This window comes from Bacillus sp. FSL K6-1003, from assembly GCF_037964945.1.
Classification (GTDB): domain Bacteria; phylum Bacillota; class Bacilli; order Bacillales; family Bacillaceae; genus Bacillus; species Bacillus mojavensis.
In genome coordinates this window covers 3,180,523-3,196,378 of the sequence record NZ_CP150176.1, presented here as the reverse complement: position 1 = coordinate 3,196,378, position 15,856 = coordinate 3,180,523, and the positions used below count along the sequence as shown (strand labels likewise).

Below are 15,856 nucleotides of genomic sequence, written 5' to 3'. Positions count from 1 at the left end.
CGAACTTGAATTCATTATCAACGGAACAGCTTGGGATCGGTTATGGCGACAGGCTGATTGTGAAAGATTTAAATATATCCATTCCTAAAGGAAAAATAACAACCTTAATTGGGCCAAATGGCTGCGGGAAGTCAACGATATTAAAAACGATGTCCAGGATTATGCGCTCACATCAAGGTGCCGTTTACTTAAACGGCAATGCGATTCATAAAATGTCTACGAAGGACATTGCGAAGGATATGGCCATTCTGCCGCAGACGCCTGAGGCTCCGAGCGGATTAACGGTGTACGAATTGGTGTCGTACGGCAGATTTCCCCATCAATCAGGCTTCGGCAGATTAAATGATGAAGATCGCCGCATCATCAAATGGGCACTCGAAGAAACCGGCATGGCGGAATACCATGAGCGTCCGATTGAGGCATTGTCAGGCGGACAGCGTCAGCGCGTGTGGATTGCGATGGCGCTTGCACAAGGGACAGAGCTGCTTTTGCTTGATGAGCCTACAACATATCTCGATCTTGCACATCAGCTCGAAATCCTGCAGCTGCTTGACAGACTGAACAAGGAACAGGGGCGGACGATTTTAATGGTCATTCATGATCTGAATCATGCGGCCCGTTTTTCCCATTATATGATTGCGCTCAAAAAAGGCAAGGTCATCAAGGAAGGGACCGCACTGGAGGTCATGACGCCGGATATTTTGAAGCGGGTATTCCAGATTGATGCTGAAATCGTCACTGATCCTCGTACAAATAAACCCGTATGCTTAACCTATGACCTGATTAAAACTGAAAAACAGCTTGTTTCTGTGTAAGAAAAATCCCGGTATAACGCCGGGATTTTTTATTTTCAACCCCCAAAAATGTAATTTCACTTACAAATTCCGTATTTTGAAGAAAAAGATTGAAAGTCTATTTGAATTAATAGATAATATTGGTTAGAATGTTTCGAAAATATTACGAAGATTACAGAAAGAGGAGATCATTGTGTCCAAGAAGAAAAAATGGCTTATTGCCGGTTCGATATGTGCCGGTGTGCTCGTACTGGCGGGGATCGGCGCCGGCGGTTTTTACTTTTTTACTCACATGAATCAAGTTGCCGTTTCATCGGAGCCTTATGCTGAATCGGTCGCGGTGTATATGGGCGGTGAATCTGAATCAGCCCAATCGTTTTCAGGAAAAGTTGAACCAGAGAAACAGCAAAAAGTATACATAGATTCAGAGAAAGGAAGCATTAAAAAAACGTACGTCAAAGAAGGCGATAAGGTCAAAAAAGGCGATAAGCTTTTTGAGTACGAGGGCGAGGATCATTCTGACGAAATTGAGCAAAGCAATTTACAAATTGAAATGACAAACCTTCAAATCAGCCGCTTGCAAAAATCAATAGCAGAAACAGAGAAGAAGCTGAAAACAGCCGGAAAAGACGAGAAAGCACAACTTCAAGACGAACTTGACCAGGCTAATTTTGATTTAAAGACAAGCCAGCTTGAACTGAAGCAGCACCAAAAAGAACTGGCTACACAATCGAAAAACAAAGGTTCAAATGTGATCACAAGCAAGCATGACGGTATTGTTCAAAGCGTCAATCAGGATATTGCGGACGGCGCTACTGGTGATCAAGCAGCAGGACCGTATATCCAGATCGTTTCAACGGGCAAATACCTTGTAAAAAGCCAAATCAACGAGCTGTTAATGGACACGATTAAAAAAGGCAGCAAGGTCAGAGTTACGCTGAAAACAGGCAGTGAAGGCGAGTGGAAAGGCAAAATTACTTCAATCGGCAAGCTTCCTGCTGGAACAGGTGAGGGGGAAGCGTCAGAAAGTTATGCTGAAGAGGAAATGAATCCCCAATCTTCTAACTATCCTTTCACTGTTTTATTGGACAGCCATAAGGGCCTTGAAGTCGGCTATCATGTCAACATTGAAGTCATTAGTGACGAAGCTGATGCGAATACCATTAAGCTGCCTTCCGACATGATTATCCAGGACGATGGCGAACCGTATGTTTGGAAGACGGATGAGGGTCAGAAGGCGGTTAAACAGCCTGTTGAAATCGGGGAAACAGACGAAAGTGACATGGTCGAAATCAAAAGCGGCCTGACACCGGAAGATTATGTGATCTATCCTGATCCCGCGGTCAAGGAAGGAAAGCAGGTTACAGTCAATGCTGACACTGAATAATGTTTCTAAATCGTACAAGCTGGGCAAAGAAGAGGTGCCGATCTTAAAGCAGATTAATCTCACCGTCAAGGCTGGTGAATTTCTGGCCATTATGGGGCCGTCCGGTTCAGGAAAGTCTACGTTAATGAATATTATAGGCTGTTTGGACAGGCCGACCTCCGGAACCTATATGCTAGACCAGATGGATGTATTAAAAGGGAAAGACGGTGCTTTGGCTGACATTCGCAACGAATCAATCGGATTTGTGTTTCAAACCTTTCATTTGCTGCCGCGCCTTACCGCATTGCAAAATGTCGAGCTGCCGATGATTTACAATAAGGTAAAGAAAAAAGAAAGAAGGCAAAGAGCCTACGAAGCTCTTGAAAAGGTTGGTTTGAAAGATAGGATATCCTACAAACCGCCAAAGCTGTCCGGCGGACAAAAGCAGCGGGTGGCGATTGCAAGAGCCCTTGTCAATCAGCCGCGGTTTATTCTGGCAGATGAACCGACCGGGGCGCTTGATACAAAATCAAGTGAACAAATTTTGTCGCTGTTTTCACAATTGCATCAGGAAGGCACAACGATTATTATGATCACCCATGACCCGGACGTCGCCAGAAAAGCCGACAGAACCGTTTTTATCAGAGACGGAGAATTAGTGTTAGACGAGAGAGGGATTAGCCATGCTTGAACATATTCGGATCTCCTTTCAATCTATTTTTTCACATAAGCTGAGGTCGATTCTTACGATGCTTGGTGTCATTATCGGTATAGCGGCGATCATTGCGATCGTTTCTATGCTGAAAGGCCAAAGCGAGCAATTAAAGCAAAGTATGATTGGCATGGGAAATAACGCGATTAATGTAGTGTACCAGCCAACAGGCGGGGAGGAGGAAGGCGGTTACCAGGAGGTTTCTTATACGTCCGCCCCCCCTGTATCTGAAGAAACGATTGAGACGATAAAATCAGACCCTGTTGTAAAAGGATTATCTTTATATTACCTGTCTGAAGGCGCCTCCGTTTTTCACTTAACGAACGTTTCATATCCCCAAGTGTACGGAGTTGATGCTGATTATTTTGATATGTTCCCGATCAGCATCACCGAGGGGAGAAAACTGACGGAAAAAGAATTAAACAGCACACACCAAGTGGTTATGATCAATGAGGCTGCAAGAGATGAGCTGTTTCCTGACGGGGACGCTCTCCACAAAAACATCGAGCTGAACGGTGTGCCGTTCCGGGTTGCCGGTGTTTTTCAAGAAAAGAAACAGGAAGAAAGCATGTTTGGTGGCGACTATGCGAATCCGGTTTTATATGCGCCGAAAAAAGTGTGGCCGCTAATTGAAGGATTCGACGCACCGACACAGATTGCGGTGCAGGCAGACTCTTCTGAGCATATCCAAGAAGCCGGTGTAATGGCCGCGGATCTTCTAAATCAAGGACTGTCAGATGCTGATTTGGAAAAAGCGGAGTACAGCGTGATGGATCTTCAGGAGGTCGCTCAGGAAGTGGAATCCTTTAACCAGTCATTTGCTCTGCTGCTTGGCGGAATTGCCAGCATCTCACTTTTGGTCGGAGGCATCGGTGTCATGAACATTATGCTCGTTTCAGTGACGGAGCGCACGCGGGAAATCGGAATTAAGAAGGCGCTCGGTGCCAAGCGGCGCGTGATTTTATTTCAATTTTTAACAGAGGCCGTCGTGCTGACAAGTATTGGCGGAATTCTCGGTGTGCTTGCGGGCTTTGGCATCGCTAAACTTATCACGGTTATCTTTCCGATGCCTTTCATCATCTCCGTTCCGGCAGTTATCGGAGCACTCATTTTCTCAATGGCAGTCGGCATTATTTTTGGCTTGCTGCCGTCCATTAAGGCATCGAAGCTTCAGCCTGTCGACGCGCTTCGATATGAATAAAAAGAACGCATCCAATCGGATGGCGTTCTTTTTTTAGCTGGGCAGTGATGAATTGCATTTATCCAAAATAAGAAAAACGGCTGCGAGAATCATCTCTTCTGTGGTTGACAGCCAAATGTCATGAATCATTTGATCTGTCGTATAAGCGGTTATCCATAAAAACAGCAGCTGGACGGTGCCGGCCATAAGGATAAAAGCTCGTCTTCCAGTCTTGAAAAACGTAAAACTATGTATCATCAGCCGTTCAAAAGGTTCAAAGCATAGTCCGATCACAAGAAATAACACAGCAAATAGCAGGACATGAGCAGATGATCGGTAGCTCATTCCCGCCAAAGAAAAAACACTGAGAATGATAGTGAAATAGCAAAATAACACAGCCGCCGCTGCCAGCACGTACTGTACGGCCTGCTTTATTGTATCTTTTTGATGTAGCACTGATTCAGCTCCTTATCAGCGCTTGCAGAGAACGAGCGCTCTCTGCAAGCTGCCAGTTGTTTATTATTTACTGCTTTTCTTTTTCACAACCGGATGCTTTTCTTTTGAAAGGACATCCGTAAATTCTTTGCCTAAGTCAAGGTGTTCTTGGACGAAGGTTTCAGGAAGCATTGCGAGCCATTGGTTTAAAGATACATCGGCATAATGGTCATCCTTAAAGATTTCTAAAAAAACGAGCGGTTCATCGCCGAGGTTTTCTACGTAGTGGCCCATCGCAAATGGAACATAACCGACATCACCGGCTTGATAGTTAAAGGTTCTCGCATGGCCGTCAGCAGCAAAAACGGTCATTCTCGCTTTACCGGAGATGTAATATTGCCATTCATGCGTATTCGGGTGCCAGTGAAGCTCTCTCATTGCGCCAGGTTCCACAGTTACGAGCGCTGATGCAATGGTTTTAGACACAGTAAAGTTTGTCGAATCCGCAATGTACACCTTTCCTCCTTCTGATGCAATCGGCTCCTGTTCAAGAAGGCGGTACGTAAACGGATAAGGCACTTCGCCGTACGGCCCTTCCACAATGTCATCTTTTAAACAGCCGGGTACAGGTTTTTCAAATATATATTTTTCTTTGCCTGGCAAATTGGCGATTTCTTCTTCTGTCACGCCGAAATTAGCGGCAATGACTTCTTTAGGGGTGTGGGCAAGCCAGTCTGTCAGCTGGAATGTGCTGTTTTCAGAGAATGACCCGTCGTCAAACACGAGCAGGAACTCTGCCCCTTCTTCGAGTGCTTGAATCGAGTGCGGCAGGCCTGACGGGAAGTACCATAAATCTCCCTCGCCTACATCATCAATAAAGCTGCGGCCCTTTTCATCCACGATCGTGACGCGTGCTTTCCCATAGATCATGTATGCCCACTCTGCTTCCTTATGCCAATGAAGCTCGCGAATGGCGCCTGGCTTCAGCCGCATATTAACAGAAGCCAGGTTTTCTGAAATCGGCAGCTCACGTACGGTAACTTCACGGGCGTACCCGCCTTTTTCCAAACGGTTATGAGTATCTGAGAAAGAAAACTTCATATTTTCAACGGTGCCATGATCAGTTTCCGGCGGTACGAGCATATCGGGATTCTGCCGGTCCCTTTCAATATTACGCGGGATTTTCACTGTCGCTCCCTTATCTCCTCTGATTGGCTGTGGAATGTCGTTTTGTTTTTTCATTTTTCTGTCTCCTCCTTAAAAATAAATGTGACGCAGAAAGAGAATGTGAAAGGCCTTTCGTTTTCCCTTCTGTCTTGTTAAGTGAAAAGAAACGATGAAAAGTCAACTTCGATACAAAATTAATGTTTCGCTTTCTGATCTTTCACCTCTGTCATCAATTCAATGAGCTGATCGAACTTTTTCTCGAAACGGGTCAGCAGGTACATCGCAATCAGTGCCGGGAACCCCAGATTGCTGATCTGCTTGACGACCTCCTCTATAAAAACCTGATCCATGAAAAACACCTCCTTCCTTTTTGTGCAGTCATGTAAGTAAGTGAAGGGAACCCAAGAAATCGTAAACCATGACTGGAAGGTTTGCTTCAGCAAGCGCTAGTCTGAAAGTAGTAGTTTACTTTTTTTTGCTTTCCTTCATTTAATTTAGTAGGGAGGCGGTTTGATGGACTATCAGGGTCTGTTGCGATCGAAATGTAAGGAGATTATGAAGCATCCCATCGTGAAGCATTTTTTGAGCAATCCTAAGCATTACCGTTTGTTCAAAAATGTAATGGAAAACCCGAATGAAAAGGATGCAAAATCGCTGGACGAGCAATTCAAGCAATTTTATAAGGAGATTCGCATCGTCAAGTATATGAATTCGATGATTCGGATTTTTTCCATCGATTTTGATAAGCGGGTTCGCAAAAATCAAAAACGGTATCCGCTGACGGTTGATCATCCGGAAGCAGGAGAACGACTTCCTTCCGAAACGGGAAGTGACGCGTTTGAGGAGTTTTTAGACCTGCAGGATGATTTGAGCCAGCATGTCCAGGATTATCAGCTTTATCAAGCGATTCAGAATCTGACTGACAAACAAAAAAGCGTGCTGACAAAAGTCTATCTTCACGGTGCCACGATGCAGGAAATCGCTGATTCACTAGGTGAGTCTCGGCAAAATATCTCTAATATTCATAAGAAGGGATTAGAAAATATTAGAAAGCAGCTAGCGGCGCAAAAAAAGGGGGAAAAGTAAACTGTGAGCGGCCAGTTTGAACATAATAGGGATCATGATGAAATGTACGACATTGAGCATCTGATTGCATGCTTTTCACCGATGATCAGAAAAAAACTCAGCAATACGTCCTATCAAGAAAGAGAAGATTTAGAGCAGGAGCTGAAAATCAAAATGTTTGAAAAGGCTGATATGCTTCTGTGTCAGGATGTTCCGGGATTTTGGGAGTTTATTTTATACATGGTAGACGAGAACTCATAACGATTACTCATTCTAAGAAAACGGGAACATTTTTGCAGGTTCCCGTTTTCTGCTGTTCACCCCCGTCAAGAGCCCTCCTATTCAAAAATGTACCAAAAAGAAACGATATAATGATAAGATGAAAAAAAAACAGTGACAGAAAGGAACATAAAAGTGGAAAATGCGTCAATTTTAATCGTAGACGATGAGAAAGCGATTGTGGATATGATCAAACGCGTTCTCGAAAAAGAAGGTTATCGACATATAATGGATGCGGCAAGTGCAGAGGAAGCCATTCCGATCGTAAAGACAAATAAGGTTGATTTAATCGTACTGGATGTCATGATGGGCGGAATGACCGGTTTTGAGGCCTGTACATTAATCAGGGAGTATTCAGACGCCCCGATTTTTTTCCTGACGGCGAGATCATCGGACGCTGACAAATTATCTGGTTTTGCGGTCGGAGCTGATGATTATATTACAAAACCATTTAATCCGCTGGAATTAGCCGCGCGGATCAGAGCGCATTTAAAGCGTACCTATCAGTCGAAACCAGCTGAAACAAACAAAACCTATACATATGATTACTTTACATTTTCTCCGCAAAATGCCGAGCTGATTGTGGGCGGGGAAACTGTCGCCTGTTCGGCTCAGCTTCTGCAGCTGCTTCAATATTTTTGCGAACATCCCAATGTGGTGCTTTCTAAAGATCAAATTTATGAAAAAGTATGGGGCTATCCTTCGTATGGAGATAACAATACGGTCATGGTTCATATCCGCAAGCTCCGGGAAAAAATTGAGCGTGACCCGAGCAATCCGGAATATATCGTAACCGTTCGCGGTCTCGGATACCGTTTTATCCCGAGTCCAGAAGGAAACGGAAAGCGCCCATGAGGTTAAGATGGAAGTTTCTGTTTCACTTTTTCGGGCAGATGCTGATTGTTATCCTTCTTCTTTCGATCATGCTTGTGGCTTCCTTTTTCTATTTAGACTCACGATTTAGCGATGCGGAATCCAATTCAGGGCTGACAAAGGCAACGACTGACACGCTTGAGGCATACCTCGATGTAAACGAAGACGGGTCATGGGAAGTGGACGATTTCCTGAAGAAATCTGTTGATAAACAGCACGGCTGGATGCAAATCATTGATTCTAATGGAAAAACGGATTATTCCTACAGTGTGCCGAAAGACGTGCCCGGCACCTACACAAAGAAGGAGCTTTTGTCTATTTATAAAAGCAAGAAGCTTGATAACTATAAGCTGAATTATTGGGCAATCAATATTGAAGACAAGTCATATCTCCTCTTGTTCGGCTGGAAGTCAAAGAGCGAGCAGCTGCTGACTTCCATTGAAAGCCGTGAACCGTCCCTCGACTCTTTGTCACAATATAAGTCCGGTACAGTTGACTATATTAATCGGGAAAAAGGCGCCATTTACTTATTGGACAGCGATGGGAACATTCTCGACAGCATCAATAGTACAAAAAGTGAAAGAAAAACGATGAACCAGCTGGAACTGCTCAAATACAGCTCTAAACCCTGGAACTATAAAAGGGAAATTTCCGTTAAGATCCTCAATAAAGACAGATGGATGGTCGCTACGGTGCCGAATCCTGTCTATGTAACCGATCAGGAGTTTAACAAATCGTTTCTTAATGTTGTTCTTAAAGCGATGTTCCTGATTATGGGCGTTCTGCTTCTCTATATTTTTTGGATGACTGCCTGGTATATGTTCAGGTTTGGCCTGCCGATTTTTCATACAATCAAATGGCTCGTCAATCTATCGAAAGGGAAGCTTGAAGAGCCGAAAAACCGTAAAGGGCGCCCGGTCAGCAAAAACAAAAAGGGGAAAATCAAACAGCCGTACCGTTTCTTCGGTGAGATATTTGAATCTATGGATCAGCTGACGGAAACGCTGCGACGGGACAAGAGAAACCGAGAAAAAATTCAGGCGACACGGGAAGAATGGATCGCCGGTTTGTCTCATGATTTAAAAACACCCCTCAGCAGCATTTACGGCTACAGCATGATGCTTGAATCGAAGCAATACGACTGGTCTCCTGACGAAGTGAAAGAAATGGGACAGGTGGTCAGAGAGAAATCGGAATACATGTCAAAGCTCATCGAGGACTTAAATTTAACGTACCGTCTAAAAAATGACGCTCTGCCGATGGAGAGAAACCTCACAAGCCTCATTCCATTCTTTAAAAATGTCATTGAGGATTTCAAGAAAAATCCGTTTTCTGAAGGGTATGATATCTCATTTGTATCAAGAGAAGAGCATATTGAATTTGCGCTGGATGAAGCCTGGTTCAGACGCATCCTGGAAAATCTGCTCGGAAATGCTGTGAAGCACAACGATAAAGGAACAGCAATTCAGGTGATTCTTGAACAGACAAAAAATCATATTTCATTGAAGGTCAAAGACAATGGGAGAGGAATGGATGAGGAGACGATCACCCATTTATTTAACCGCTATTACAGGGGAACCAATACGAAAGATCCGGCTGCCGGGACGGGGCTTGGACTGGCGATTGCCAAAGAGCTGGTGCACCTGCATAATGGAACGATTCACGTCAACAGCAGGATCAATATTGGCTCCGTCATTACCATCCTTTTCAAAAAAGAATAAGGCATGTGGTTTGGACATCTCTTTGCCGGGAATAACAATATATAGAATGAAGCTAAAGAGGTGTTACACATGGATGCAGTATTAGAAGCAGACACTAGGGCAGTAATCGGTGAAGGCCCGTTATGGGATGAAGAAAACGGCCGACTATATTGGGTTGATATTTTAGGAAGTGAGCTCCATATTTTTGATCCTAAAGAAAAAATCAATCGTTCGGTCAAATTTACATCCTTTGTGACGGCGCTTGCGAAGTATTCAAAGGATGAGCTGATCATGACGATGAAAGACGGTTTTTACCTGTATCATCTTCATGATGACAGTCTTGAAAAAATCAAACAGCCGAAGGATATGCATGAGAGCCTTCGGTTTAACGACGCCAAATGTGATCCGTACGGAAGGCTTTGGGCAGGGACGACGAGCATGGAAGGCGAACAAAAACAAGCCTCGCTTTATCGTTTGGACGCAGATGGGAGCCTTGTCAAAATGAAAGATCAAGTCTCAACCTCGAACGGTTTGGATTGGGATCGCGAACGCAACCTGATGTACTACATTGACACGCCGACGCAGGAGATTGTGTGCTATCAATACGATCCCGAAAGCGGAAACGTATCAAACCCCGAGACTGTCTATCGTTTTGAAAAATCGGATGGGCTGCCGGATGGCATGACAATTGATCAAAACGGCATGCTGTGGGTAGCGCTGTTTGGCGGAAGCCGTGTGGTTCACATTGATCCTTTTCAGAGAAAAGAAATTGATTCAATAAGTGTTCCGGCCAAATATGTCACGTGCTGTGCGTTCGGCGGCCAAGACATGAAAACCCTTTACATCACAACAGCTACTGAACAAATGACCGAAACAGAAAGATATGAACAGCCTCATGCGGGCGGATTGTTTTCAGCCAGACTTGAAACGGGCGGATATCAGCCGGTTCCATTCGCTGGGGAGTTATAAAAAAAACGCATCCGAAAACGGATGCGTTTTTGCATTTAAAGTGAACGGATAATTCCGCCTTCCACACGCTGTGCCGTGCCATTAATGGCAGATGCGGCATCAGATGCGAGGAATACAATTGTGTTGGCGACTTCTTCAGCTGTTGCGTATCTTTGAATGAGTGAAGTCGGCTCATTCACTTTAAAATAGTCTTGCACAAATGTATCTGTATCCTGGCCGGCTGCCTTTGCGGCGCCCTCCATATAGGACGCAACGCCTTCTGTCCAAGTAGGTCCCGGAAGCACTGAATTAACCGTAACGTTTGTGCCCTTCGTCATTTCAGCCATTCCTCTGGACAGGCTGATCAGCGCTGTTTTAGTCATTGAATAAGGAATCATAGTCGGAAGCGGTTTAACGCCTGCTTCACTTGCAATATTCAAAATGCGGCCGCTGTTTTTGGCAAGCATCTTTGGAAGGAAGTGACGGCTTGTCCGAACAGCGCTCATCACGTTTACTTCAAAATATTGATTCCATTCTTCATCCGTTACCTCGGCGAAATCCTTCACTTCAAAGAAACCGAGATTGTTGACAAGAACATCTATATCACCGATCTGCTTCACTTTTTCAAGAAAAGCTGCTGCTTCATCCGGTTTTGATAAGTCGGCGGCTGCTCCATGCACCGTTCCATAGGAAGAAAGCTCTTCAACCGTGCGATCGACTGTCTCTTGTTTTCGGCCATTGACTATAACGGCTGCACCTTCTTGCAAAAAGCTTTTCGCCGCGGCTTTCCCGATGCCGGAAGTTGAGCCTGTGATTAAGACGAGCTTGTCTTTTAGCTGTAAGTCCATAAAAATCATTCCTTTTTTATTGATCATGCTGCTTAGTATACAAGATGAAATTTAGTGTTTACGAGAATTTTGCTTCCATACATGCAGCGGCGGAAAAGTCATTCATACTGCATATACAAGCCTGTCAGCCATATAGTATAATAACTCCGAAAAAGGATACGAATGTCAAACAGGTGCCGGTACGTGAAAATAGCCGGCTTAATAGGGAAACCGGTAAAAGCCGGTGCGGTCCCGCCACTGTAATTGGCCTTTGCGCCAAGAGCCAGGATACCTGCCTGTTTGATAAGCACGAAGTCTGCGAGGACAGATGATGTGTAAACAATAGGCTTTTTTGTTGTTTACAGCGTCTTTACCATCGTAGAGATGCTTTTTTAGTTCATTTAGGAGGAAAGGGTATGAAAAAATTAGCCGGAATATGGACGGCGCTTCTGCTTACCGCCATTATGATTTCAGGCTGCGGCAATGCGGCAGATGAGAAGGATTCCGTTGCAAAGCAAAAGACAGCCACGTCTGAAGCGTTCCCTGTCACAATTGATGATGCGTCAAACGAAGACGTTACCATCAAAAAGGAGCCGAAAAAAATTGTTTCATTAATGCCGAGCAACACGGAAATTATATATGCTCTCGGACTCGGTGACAAAGTGGTCGGCGTCACCAAAAACGATACATATCCAAAGGAAGTCAAACAGGTTGAGAAGGTTGGGGATATGAATGTAAACGTTGAGAAAGTCATTTCTCTTAAACCTGATCTCGTTCTCGCCCATGAATCTTCCATGTCAGCCTCAGCTGATGCCATTAAGCAGCTGAAAGACGCTGGCATTCCTGTGCTGACTGTCAATGATGCACAATCTTTCGCAGAGGTATACAAATCAATCGAAATGATCGGTGAAGCTGCCGGGGTCGAGAAAAAAGCGGGCCAACTGGTCAACAGCATGAAATCAGACCTGCAGGAGATTCAAGAAAAAGCGAAATCCATTTCAAAAGACGAGGAAAAAAGCGTCTTTATTGAGGTTTCGCCTGATCCTGACATTTACACAACCGGAAAAGACACGTTTATGAATGAAATGCTGAATGTCATCCATGCTAAAAACGCTGCAGCGGATCAAAAAGGCTGGGTGCAAATGACAGACGAGGCCATCGTTAAGCTGAATCCAGACACCATTGTCACAACGGACGGTGTAAAAGCGGATGCGGTGGAAAAGCGTGATGGCTGGAGCGGAATCAATGCTGTGAAACATCATCGCGTTTATGATGTTGATCCGGATCTCGTCACACGTTCAGGTCCGCGTCTGATCGAAGGGGTCGAAGAACTTGCGGAAAGCATTTACCCGGATACGTTTAAAGAATAATCGTTTTGCTGCTTATAGCATCAGTTTCTTATTTTTAGCCGCTAGTATCATATCGGGGATTTCCTGCGGCAGTCTGCAAATTCCGATACCCGCCATCTTCCTTATCTTTTGGCATGAAGGCTTTGGCGGCTCTGCCGGCTCCTATGATCCAATGTATACAAATATTATGATGAATATCAGACTGCCGAGAGTTGTGCTGGCCGCCCTTGTGGGGGCGGCTCTTTCTATCGCTGGGGCTGCTTTTCAGGGGCTGTTGAAAAATCCACTTGCTGATCCCTACACGCTCGGTGTTTCGTCCGGTGCTTCAGTGGGCGCGGTTGTGACCCTATTCTTTAGCCTGCAGCTTCCTGTCATCGGAGGCTTTACACTGCCGGTTGTGAGTGTAGCCGCGGCACTTGTCACGATGGCGGCGGTCCTTTTCTTCAGCCGCCTCGTTCATGCATCAATGTCTGTTTCCACCCTCATTTTGACCGGTGTCATCATCAATTCATTTTTGGGCGCATTTATTTCTCTTGTCATTGCTCTGACAGGAGATAATTTACTGCCTATTGTGCATTGGCTGCTTGGCAGCGTCTCGATGAGAGGCTGGAGCTACGTTGCACTGTTTCTCCCGTTTTTTCTTTTAGGAATCATGCTGCTGATCATAAACGGAAGGGAACTCAACGTGATGACCTATGGAGAGGAGAAAGCAAGGCTTCTCGGGGTCAGCGTCCAGCATAGAAAAATGATGATTTTAATTGCAGGGTCACTGCTGACGGGCGGCGCTGTGGCTGTATCCGGCACCATTGGCTTTGTCGGACTTGTGATTCCGCATATCACAAGATTGCTGTGGGGAACGGATCATCGGCATTTATTGCCGCTGTCTGCCTTGCTTGGCGCGGGATTTCTCGTCTTGGCCGATCTGCTATCGAGAACAATGATTGAGCCGATTGAATTGCCGATCGGCATTATTACAGCTTTAGCGGGAGCTCCTGTTTTCGCTCTGATTTTAATTCGGCAGCATCGCGGGGGGAAAGCTTATGATTAAGGCAGAAGGGCTGTCGGGAGGTTACGGAGACAGCCGGCTGATTAAAAATATCAGTTTAACAGTGAAGAAGGGAGAATTTCTTGGCATTCTCGGACCGAACGGGAGTGGAAAAACAACACTGCTTCACTTGCTGACAGGAACACTTCCGCCAATAGAAGGCTCCGTTTGTCTGGCTGGCAAACCACTCACTGAATATAAGCCGAAGGAACTGGCGCAAATGATGGCAGTTCTGCCGCAAAAAACAGATCAAGCCTTTAGCTTTACTGTCAAAGAAACCGTATCCTTCGGCAGATATCCATTTCAAAAAGGGCTGTTCAGCCAGCAGACTGAAGAGGATGAAGCCATCATTGAGAATGCGATGAAACAAACAGGGGTACTCGCTTTCGCTGACAAATCGATTCGTGATCTAAGCGGGGGTGAACAGCAGCGGGTTTATTTGGCTCAAGCACTGGCGCAGCAGCCGCGCATTTTATTTTTAGACGAACCGACCACTTTTCTGGATTTGGCCTATCAAAAAGAACTGCTCGATCTTATCAAGCGCCTGACGAGAGAAAATGGGCTGACTGCTGTCAGTGTTTTTCACGATCTTAATACCGCTAGCCTGTACTGTGATGAAATCGTCTTTATAAAAAACGGAACAGCCGGGCCTAAGCAAAAACCGGAAACCGCCATCACAGAAGAGCACATAAAGGCGTTGTATAACACGAAAGTCAGCGCCTTACTCCATCATCAATTGCCTAAACCGCTTATTGCGATTCAGCCTGAAGAGGCCGCCCTAAAGCTGCAGGCGATTCCATTTGAAGCTTTGCTGCAAGTGCGGCGCGACGAGATCCTTTTGCAAACGGAAATCCCGCTCCGGACGCTGTCCTCGGCTCCTATCGGTTCAGGCTTTTCTTGGAACCGGACGTTTCTCCATAAACGGCTGCCTGCCCATTCAGATCAAAAAGAAGGGCTTACAGCCTATTTATCTGAAAACGGCTTTTATCCGCAGGAAACCTGTGCGATGGCCTCCTCCGGCAGACTTGACCGGCTTGTGTGCCGTACGTTTGAATACGAAGAGCTGTCCGTTTGTATTTGTGTCATGTCTGGCTTTTCGATATGGATTTTGATCAACGGCTTTGCGACAGACCAATTCTTCGTCAGGGCTGTCATGGGAGCGGAAGCCGAGCGCATGAAAGTGCTGGGCGGTGAACAAAATGAACCTGGAGAAATCCTCGTTGCAGCGACACAAACTGAAGAGACATCTTCAGAAGAAAACATAGAAAAACGGCTGAACCAATTGATTCGGTTTGGGACAGCTGAATGTGTGCGAGAGGCTGCGGACCTGCTTGAATAAGTCTGTAAAGGAGACAGATATGATGAAACTATATACAAAAACAGGCGATAACGGGCAAACGAGCTTAATCGGAGGCAGAACAGATAAGGACAGCCTCCGAGTAGAAAGCTACGGCACGATTGATGAGCTGAACAGTTTTGTCGGGTTGGCCTTGGCTGAGCTCTCCGAAAAGCGTGGCTTTGAGGATCTAACGGCCGAGCTGCTCAACATTCAGCACGAGCTCTTTGACTGCGGGGGCGATCTGGCAATCATCACAGAAAAAAGAGACTATAAGTTGAAGGAAGAATCCGTCTCCTTTTTAGAAATGCGCATCGACGCCTATACAGAAGAGGCACCTGAACTAAAGAGATTTATTCTTCCGGGCGGATCAAAGGCAGCTTCGCTTCTCCATGTGGCACGCACCATTACAAGGCGGGCGGAACGCCAAGTGGTGGCGCTGATGAAAACGGAAGAGATCCATGAAATGGTGCTCCGTTATCTCAATCGATTGTCCGACTATTTCTTTGCCGCAGCACGGGTTGTCAATGTGAGAAGCGGTATTGACGACGTGGAGTATGAAAGAAGCGCTATTGTGTTTCGCGATCGAAACAGCAGCGGATCATAAAAAAACATGAATGAAAGCTGGCATTTTCAATACATGCCGGCTTTTTATTTTTTCATTTTGTCAATTTCCCTTTTTACGACAAAAAATGAACCTTATGAATTATTGACTGAAAAATGGAAAAATGAGATATTGTAACAAATTGATGTAAAAAATAGGCAGTGGGGGGCTCTGAT

At 45.3% G+C, this 15,856-nt stretch carries 17 protein-coding genes and 1 riboswitch; of the genes, 13 read left to right on the top strand and 4 right to left on the bottom strand.

The features are described from left to right. Positions 1-5: 5 nt before the first annotated feature. The 4 genes from NSU16_RS16395 to NSU16_RS16380 all read left to right on the top strand — a co-directional run bounded on the left by NSU16_RS16395 (position 6) and on the right by NSU16_RS16380 (position 4,073). Entirely contained in the window at positions 6-815 is an 810-nt protein-coding gene (locus NSU16_RS16395; RefSeq protein ID WP_229149182.1) for an ABC transporter ATP-binding protein, read from the top strand. A gap of 172 nt (positions 816-987) precedes the next feature. After that, a complete protein-coding gene (locus NSU16_RS16390) occupies positions 988-2,181 on the top strand; it encodes an efflux RND transporter periplasmic adaptor subunit (protein WP_339191512.1) in 1,194 nt (397 codons plus the stop codon). Then, positions 2,165-2,851 (top strand): ABC transporter ATP-binding protein, encoded by a 687-nt coding sequence (locus NSU16_RS16385; RefSeq protein WP_010331856.1) that lies wholly within the window; start codon positions 2,165-2,167, stop codon positions 2,849-2,851. Before NSU16_RS16390 ends, NSU16_RS16385 begins: the two co-directional genes overlap by 17 nt. Then, positions 2,844-4,073 (top strand): ABC transporter permease, encoded by a 1,230-nt coding sequence (locus NSU16_RS16380; protein ID WP_268448347.1) that lies wholly within the window; start codon positions 2,844-2,846, stop codon positions 4,071-4,073. The genes NSU16_RS16385 and NSU16_RS16380 overlap by 8 nt, the downstream gene beginning before the upstream one ends. A 33-nt stretch (positions 4,074-4,106) precedes the next feature. Here the strand turns inward: NSU16_RS16380 and NSU16_RS16375 are convergent, their stop codons facing one another. The 3 genes from NSU16_RS16375 to NSU16_RS16365 form a co-directional block, all read right to left on the bottom strand. Then, a complete protein-coding gene (locus NSU16_RS16375) occupies positions 4,107-4,508 on the bottom strand; it encodes a regulatory YrvL family protein (RefSeq protein WP_339191510.1) in 402 nt (133 codons plus the stop codon). 63 nt (positions 4,509-4,571) lie between these two features. Further along, entirely contained in the window at positions 4,572-5,729 is a 1,158-nt protein-coding gene (gene oxdC, locus NSU16_RS16370) for an oxalate decarboxylase (protein ID WP_010331853.1), read from the bottom strand. Positions 5,730-5,848: 119 nt separating this feature from the next. Further along, positions 5,849-6,004 (bottom strand): YvrJ family protein, encoded by a 156-nt coding sequence (locus NSU16_RS16365; protein WP_010331852.1) that lies wholly within the window; start codon positions 6,002-6,004, stop codon positions 5,849-5,851. Positions 6,005-6,209: 205 nt separating this feature from the next. Between NSU16_RS16365 and sigO the strand changes: the two genes are divergently transcribed. The 5 genes from sigO (at position 6,210) to NSU16_RS16340 (ending at position 10,540) form a co-directional block, all read left to right on the top strand. Further along, entirely contained in the window at positions 6,210-6,740 is a 531-nt protein-coding gene (gene sigO, locus NSU16_RS16360; protein WP_268471583.1) for an RNA polymerase sigma factor SigO, read from the top strand. A gap of 3 nt (positions 6,741-6,743) precedes the next feature. Continuing rightward, complete coding sequence (gene rsoA, locus NSU16_RS16355; protein ID WP_010331850.1) at positions 6,744-6,980, top strand: sigma-O factor regulator RsoA; 237 nt, start codon at positions 6,744-6,746, stop codon at positions 6,978-6,980. A gap of 153 nt (positions 6,981-7,133) precedes the next feature. Then, positions 7,134-7,853 (top strand): two-component system response regulator YvrH, encoded by a 720-nt coding sequence (gene yvrH, locus NSU16_RS16350; RefSeq protein WP_026014607.1) that lies wholly within the window; start codon positions 7,134-7,136, stop codon positions 7,851-7,853. Continuing rightward, positions 7,850-9,592, top strand: coding sequence for a HAMP domain-containing sensor histidine kinase (locus tag NSU16_RS16345; RefSeq protein WP_339191508.1), 1,743 nt, complete (start codon positions 7,850-7,852; stop codon positions 9,590-9,592). The genes yvrH and NSU16_RS16345 overlap by 4 nt, the downstream gene beginning before the upstream one ends. Before the next feature lie 69 nt (positions 9,593-9,661). After that, complete coding sequence (locus NSU16_RS16340) at positions 9,662-10,540, top strand: SMP-30/gluconolactonase/LRE family protein (protein ID WP_268471563.1); 879 nt, start codon at positions 9,662-9,664, stop codon at positions 10,538-10,540. 35 nt (positions 10,541-10,575) lie between these two features. Here the strand turns inward: NSU16_RS16340 and NSU16_RS16335 are convergent, their stop codons facing one another. Further along, positions 10,576-11,367: an SDR family oxidoreductase gene (locus NSU16_RS16335; RefSeq protein ID WP_326218326.1), complete on the bottom strand. Its 792-nt coding sequence runs from the start codon at positions 11,365-11,367 to the stop codon at positions 10,576-10,578. Positions 11,368-11,521: 154 nt separating this feature from the next. Further along, positions 11,522-11,661, top strand: a riboswitch (cobalamin riboswitch). A gap of 101 nt (positions 11,662-11,762) precedes the next feature. Here NSU16_RS16335 and NSU16_RS16330 point away from each other — a divergent pair. From NSU16_RS16330 to NSU16_RS16315, 4 genes are read left to right on the top strand one after another with little or no spacing between them, the layout of a single operon-like run. Further along, a complete protein-coding gene (locus NSU16_RS16330) occupies positions 11,763-12,716 on the top strand; it encodes an ABC transporter substrate-binding protein (RefSeq protein ID WP_339191505.1) in 954 nt (317 codons plus the stop codon). Then, positions 12,679-13,743, top strand: coding sequence for an iron ABC transporter permease (locus NSU16_RS16325; protein ID WP_339191504.1), 1,065 nt, complete (start codon positions 12,679-12,681; stop codon positions 13,741-13,743). The genes NSU16_RS16330 and NSU16_RS16325 overlap by 38 nt, the downstream gene beginning before the upstream one ends. Further along, positions 13,739-15,079, top strand: a complete 1,341-nt coding sequence (locus NSU16_RS16320; protein ID WP_339192706.1) for an ATP-binding cassette domain-containing protein — start codon at positions 13,739-13,741, stop codon at positions 15,077-15,079. The genes NSU16_RS16325 and NSU16_RS16320 overlap by 5 nt, the downstream gene beginning before the upstream one ends. 22 nt (positions 15,080-15,101) lie before the next feature. Continuing rightward, complete coding sequence (locus tag NSU16_RS16315; protein ID WP_339192705.1) at positions 15,102-15,683, top strand: cob(I)yrinic acid a,c-diamide adenosyltransferase; 582 nt, start codon at positions 15,102-15,104, stop codon at positions 15,681-15,683. Positions 15,684-15,856 lie beyond the last annotated feature (173 nt).

Bases quoted from the DNA above. Each gene is read 5' to 3' on its own strand.
- NSU16_RS16385 (WP_010331856.1), top strand. From the start codon at position 2,165: ATGCTGACACTGAATAATGTTTCTAAATCGTACAAGCTGGGCAAAGAA.
- NSU16_RS16380 (WP_268448347.1), top strand. From the start codon at position 2,844: ATGCTTGAACATATTCGGATCTCCTTTCAATCTATTTTTTCACATAAG.
- oxdC (WP_010331853.1), bottom strand. From the start codon at position 5,729: ATGAAAAAACAAAACGACATTCCACAGCCAATCAGAGGAGATAAGGGA.
- NSU16_RS16365 (WP_010331852.1), bottom strand. From the start codon at position 6,004: ATGGATCAGGTTTTTATAGAGGAGGTCGTCAAGCAGATCAGCAATCTG.
- sigO (WP_268471583.1), top strand. From the start codon at position 6,210: ATGAAGCATCCCATCGTGAAGCATTTTTTGAGCAATCCTAAGCATTAC.
- NSU16_RS16345 (WP_339191508.1), top strand. From the start codon at position 7,850: ATGAGGTTAAGATGGAAGTTTCTGTTTCACTTTTTCGGGCAGATGCTG.
- NSU16_RS16340 (WP_268471563.1), top strand. From the start codon at position 9,662: ATGGATGCAGTATTAGAAGCAGACACTAGGGCAGTAATCGGTGAAGGC.
- NSU16_RS16335 (WP_326218326.1), bottom strand. From the start codon at position 11,367: ATGGACTTACAGCTAAAAGACAAGCTCGTCTTAATCACAGGCTCAACT.
- NSU16_RS16330 (WP_339191505.1), top strand. From the start codon at position 11,763: ATGAAAAAATTAGCCGGAATATGGACGGCGCTTCTGCTTACCGCCATT.
- NSU16_RS16315 (WP_339192705.1), top strand. From the start codon at position 15,102: ATGAAACTATATACAAAAACAGGCGATAACGGGCAAACGAGCTTAATC.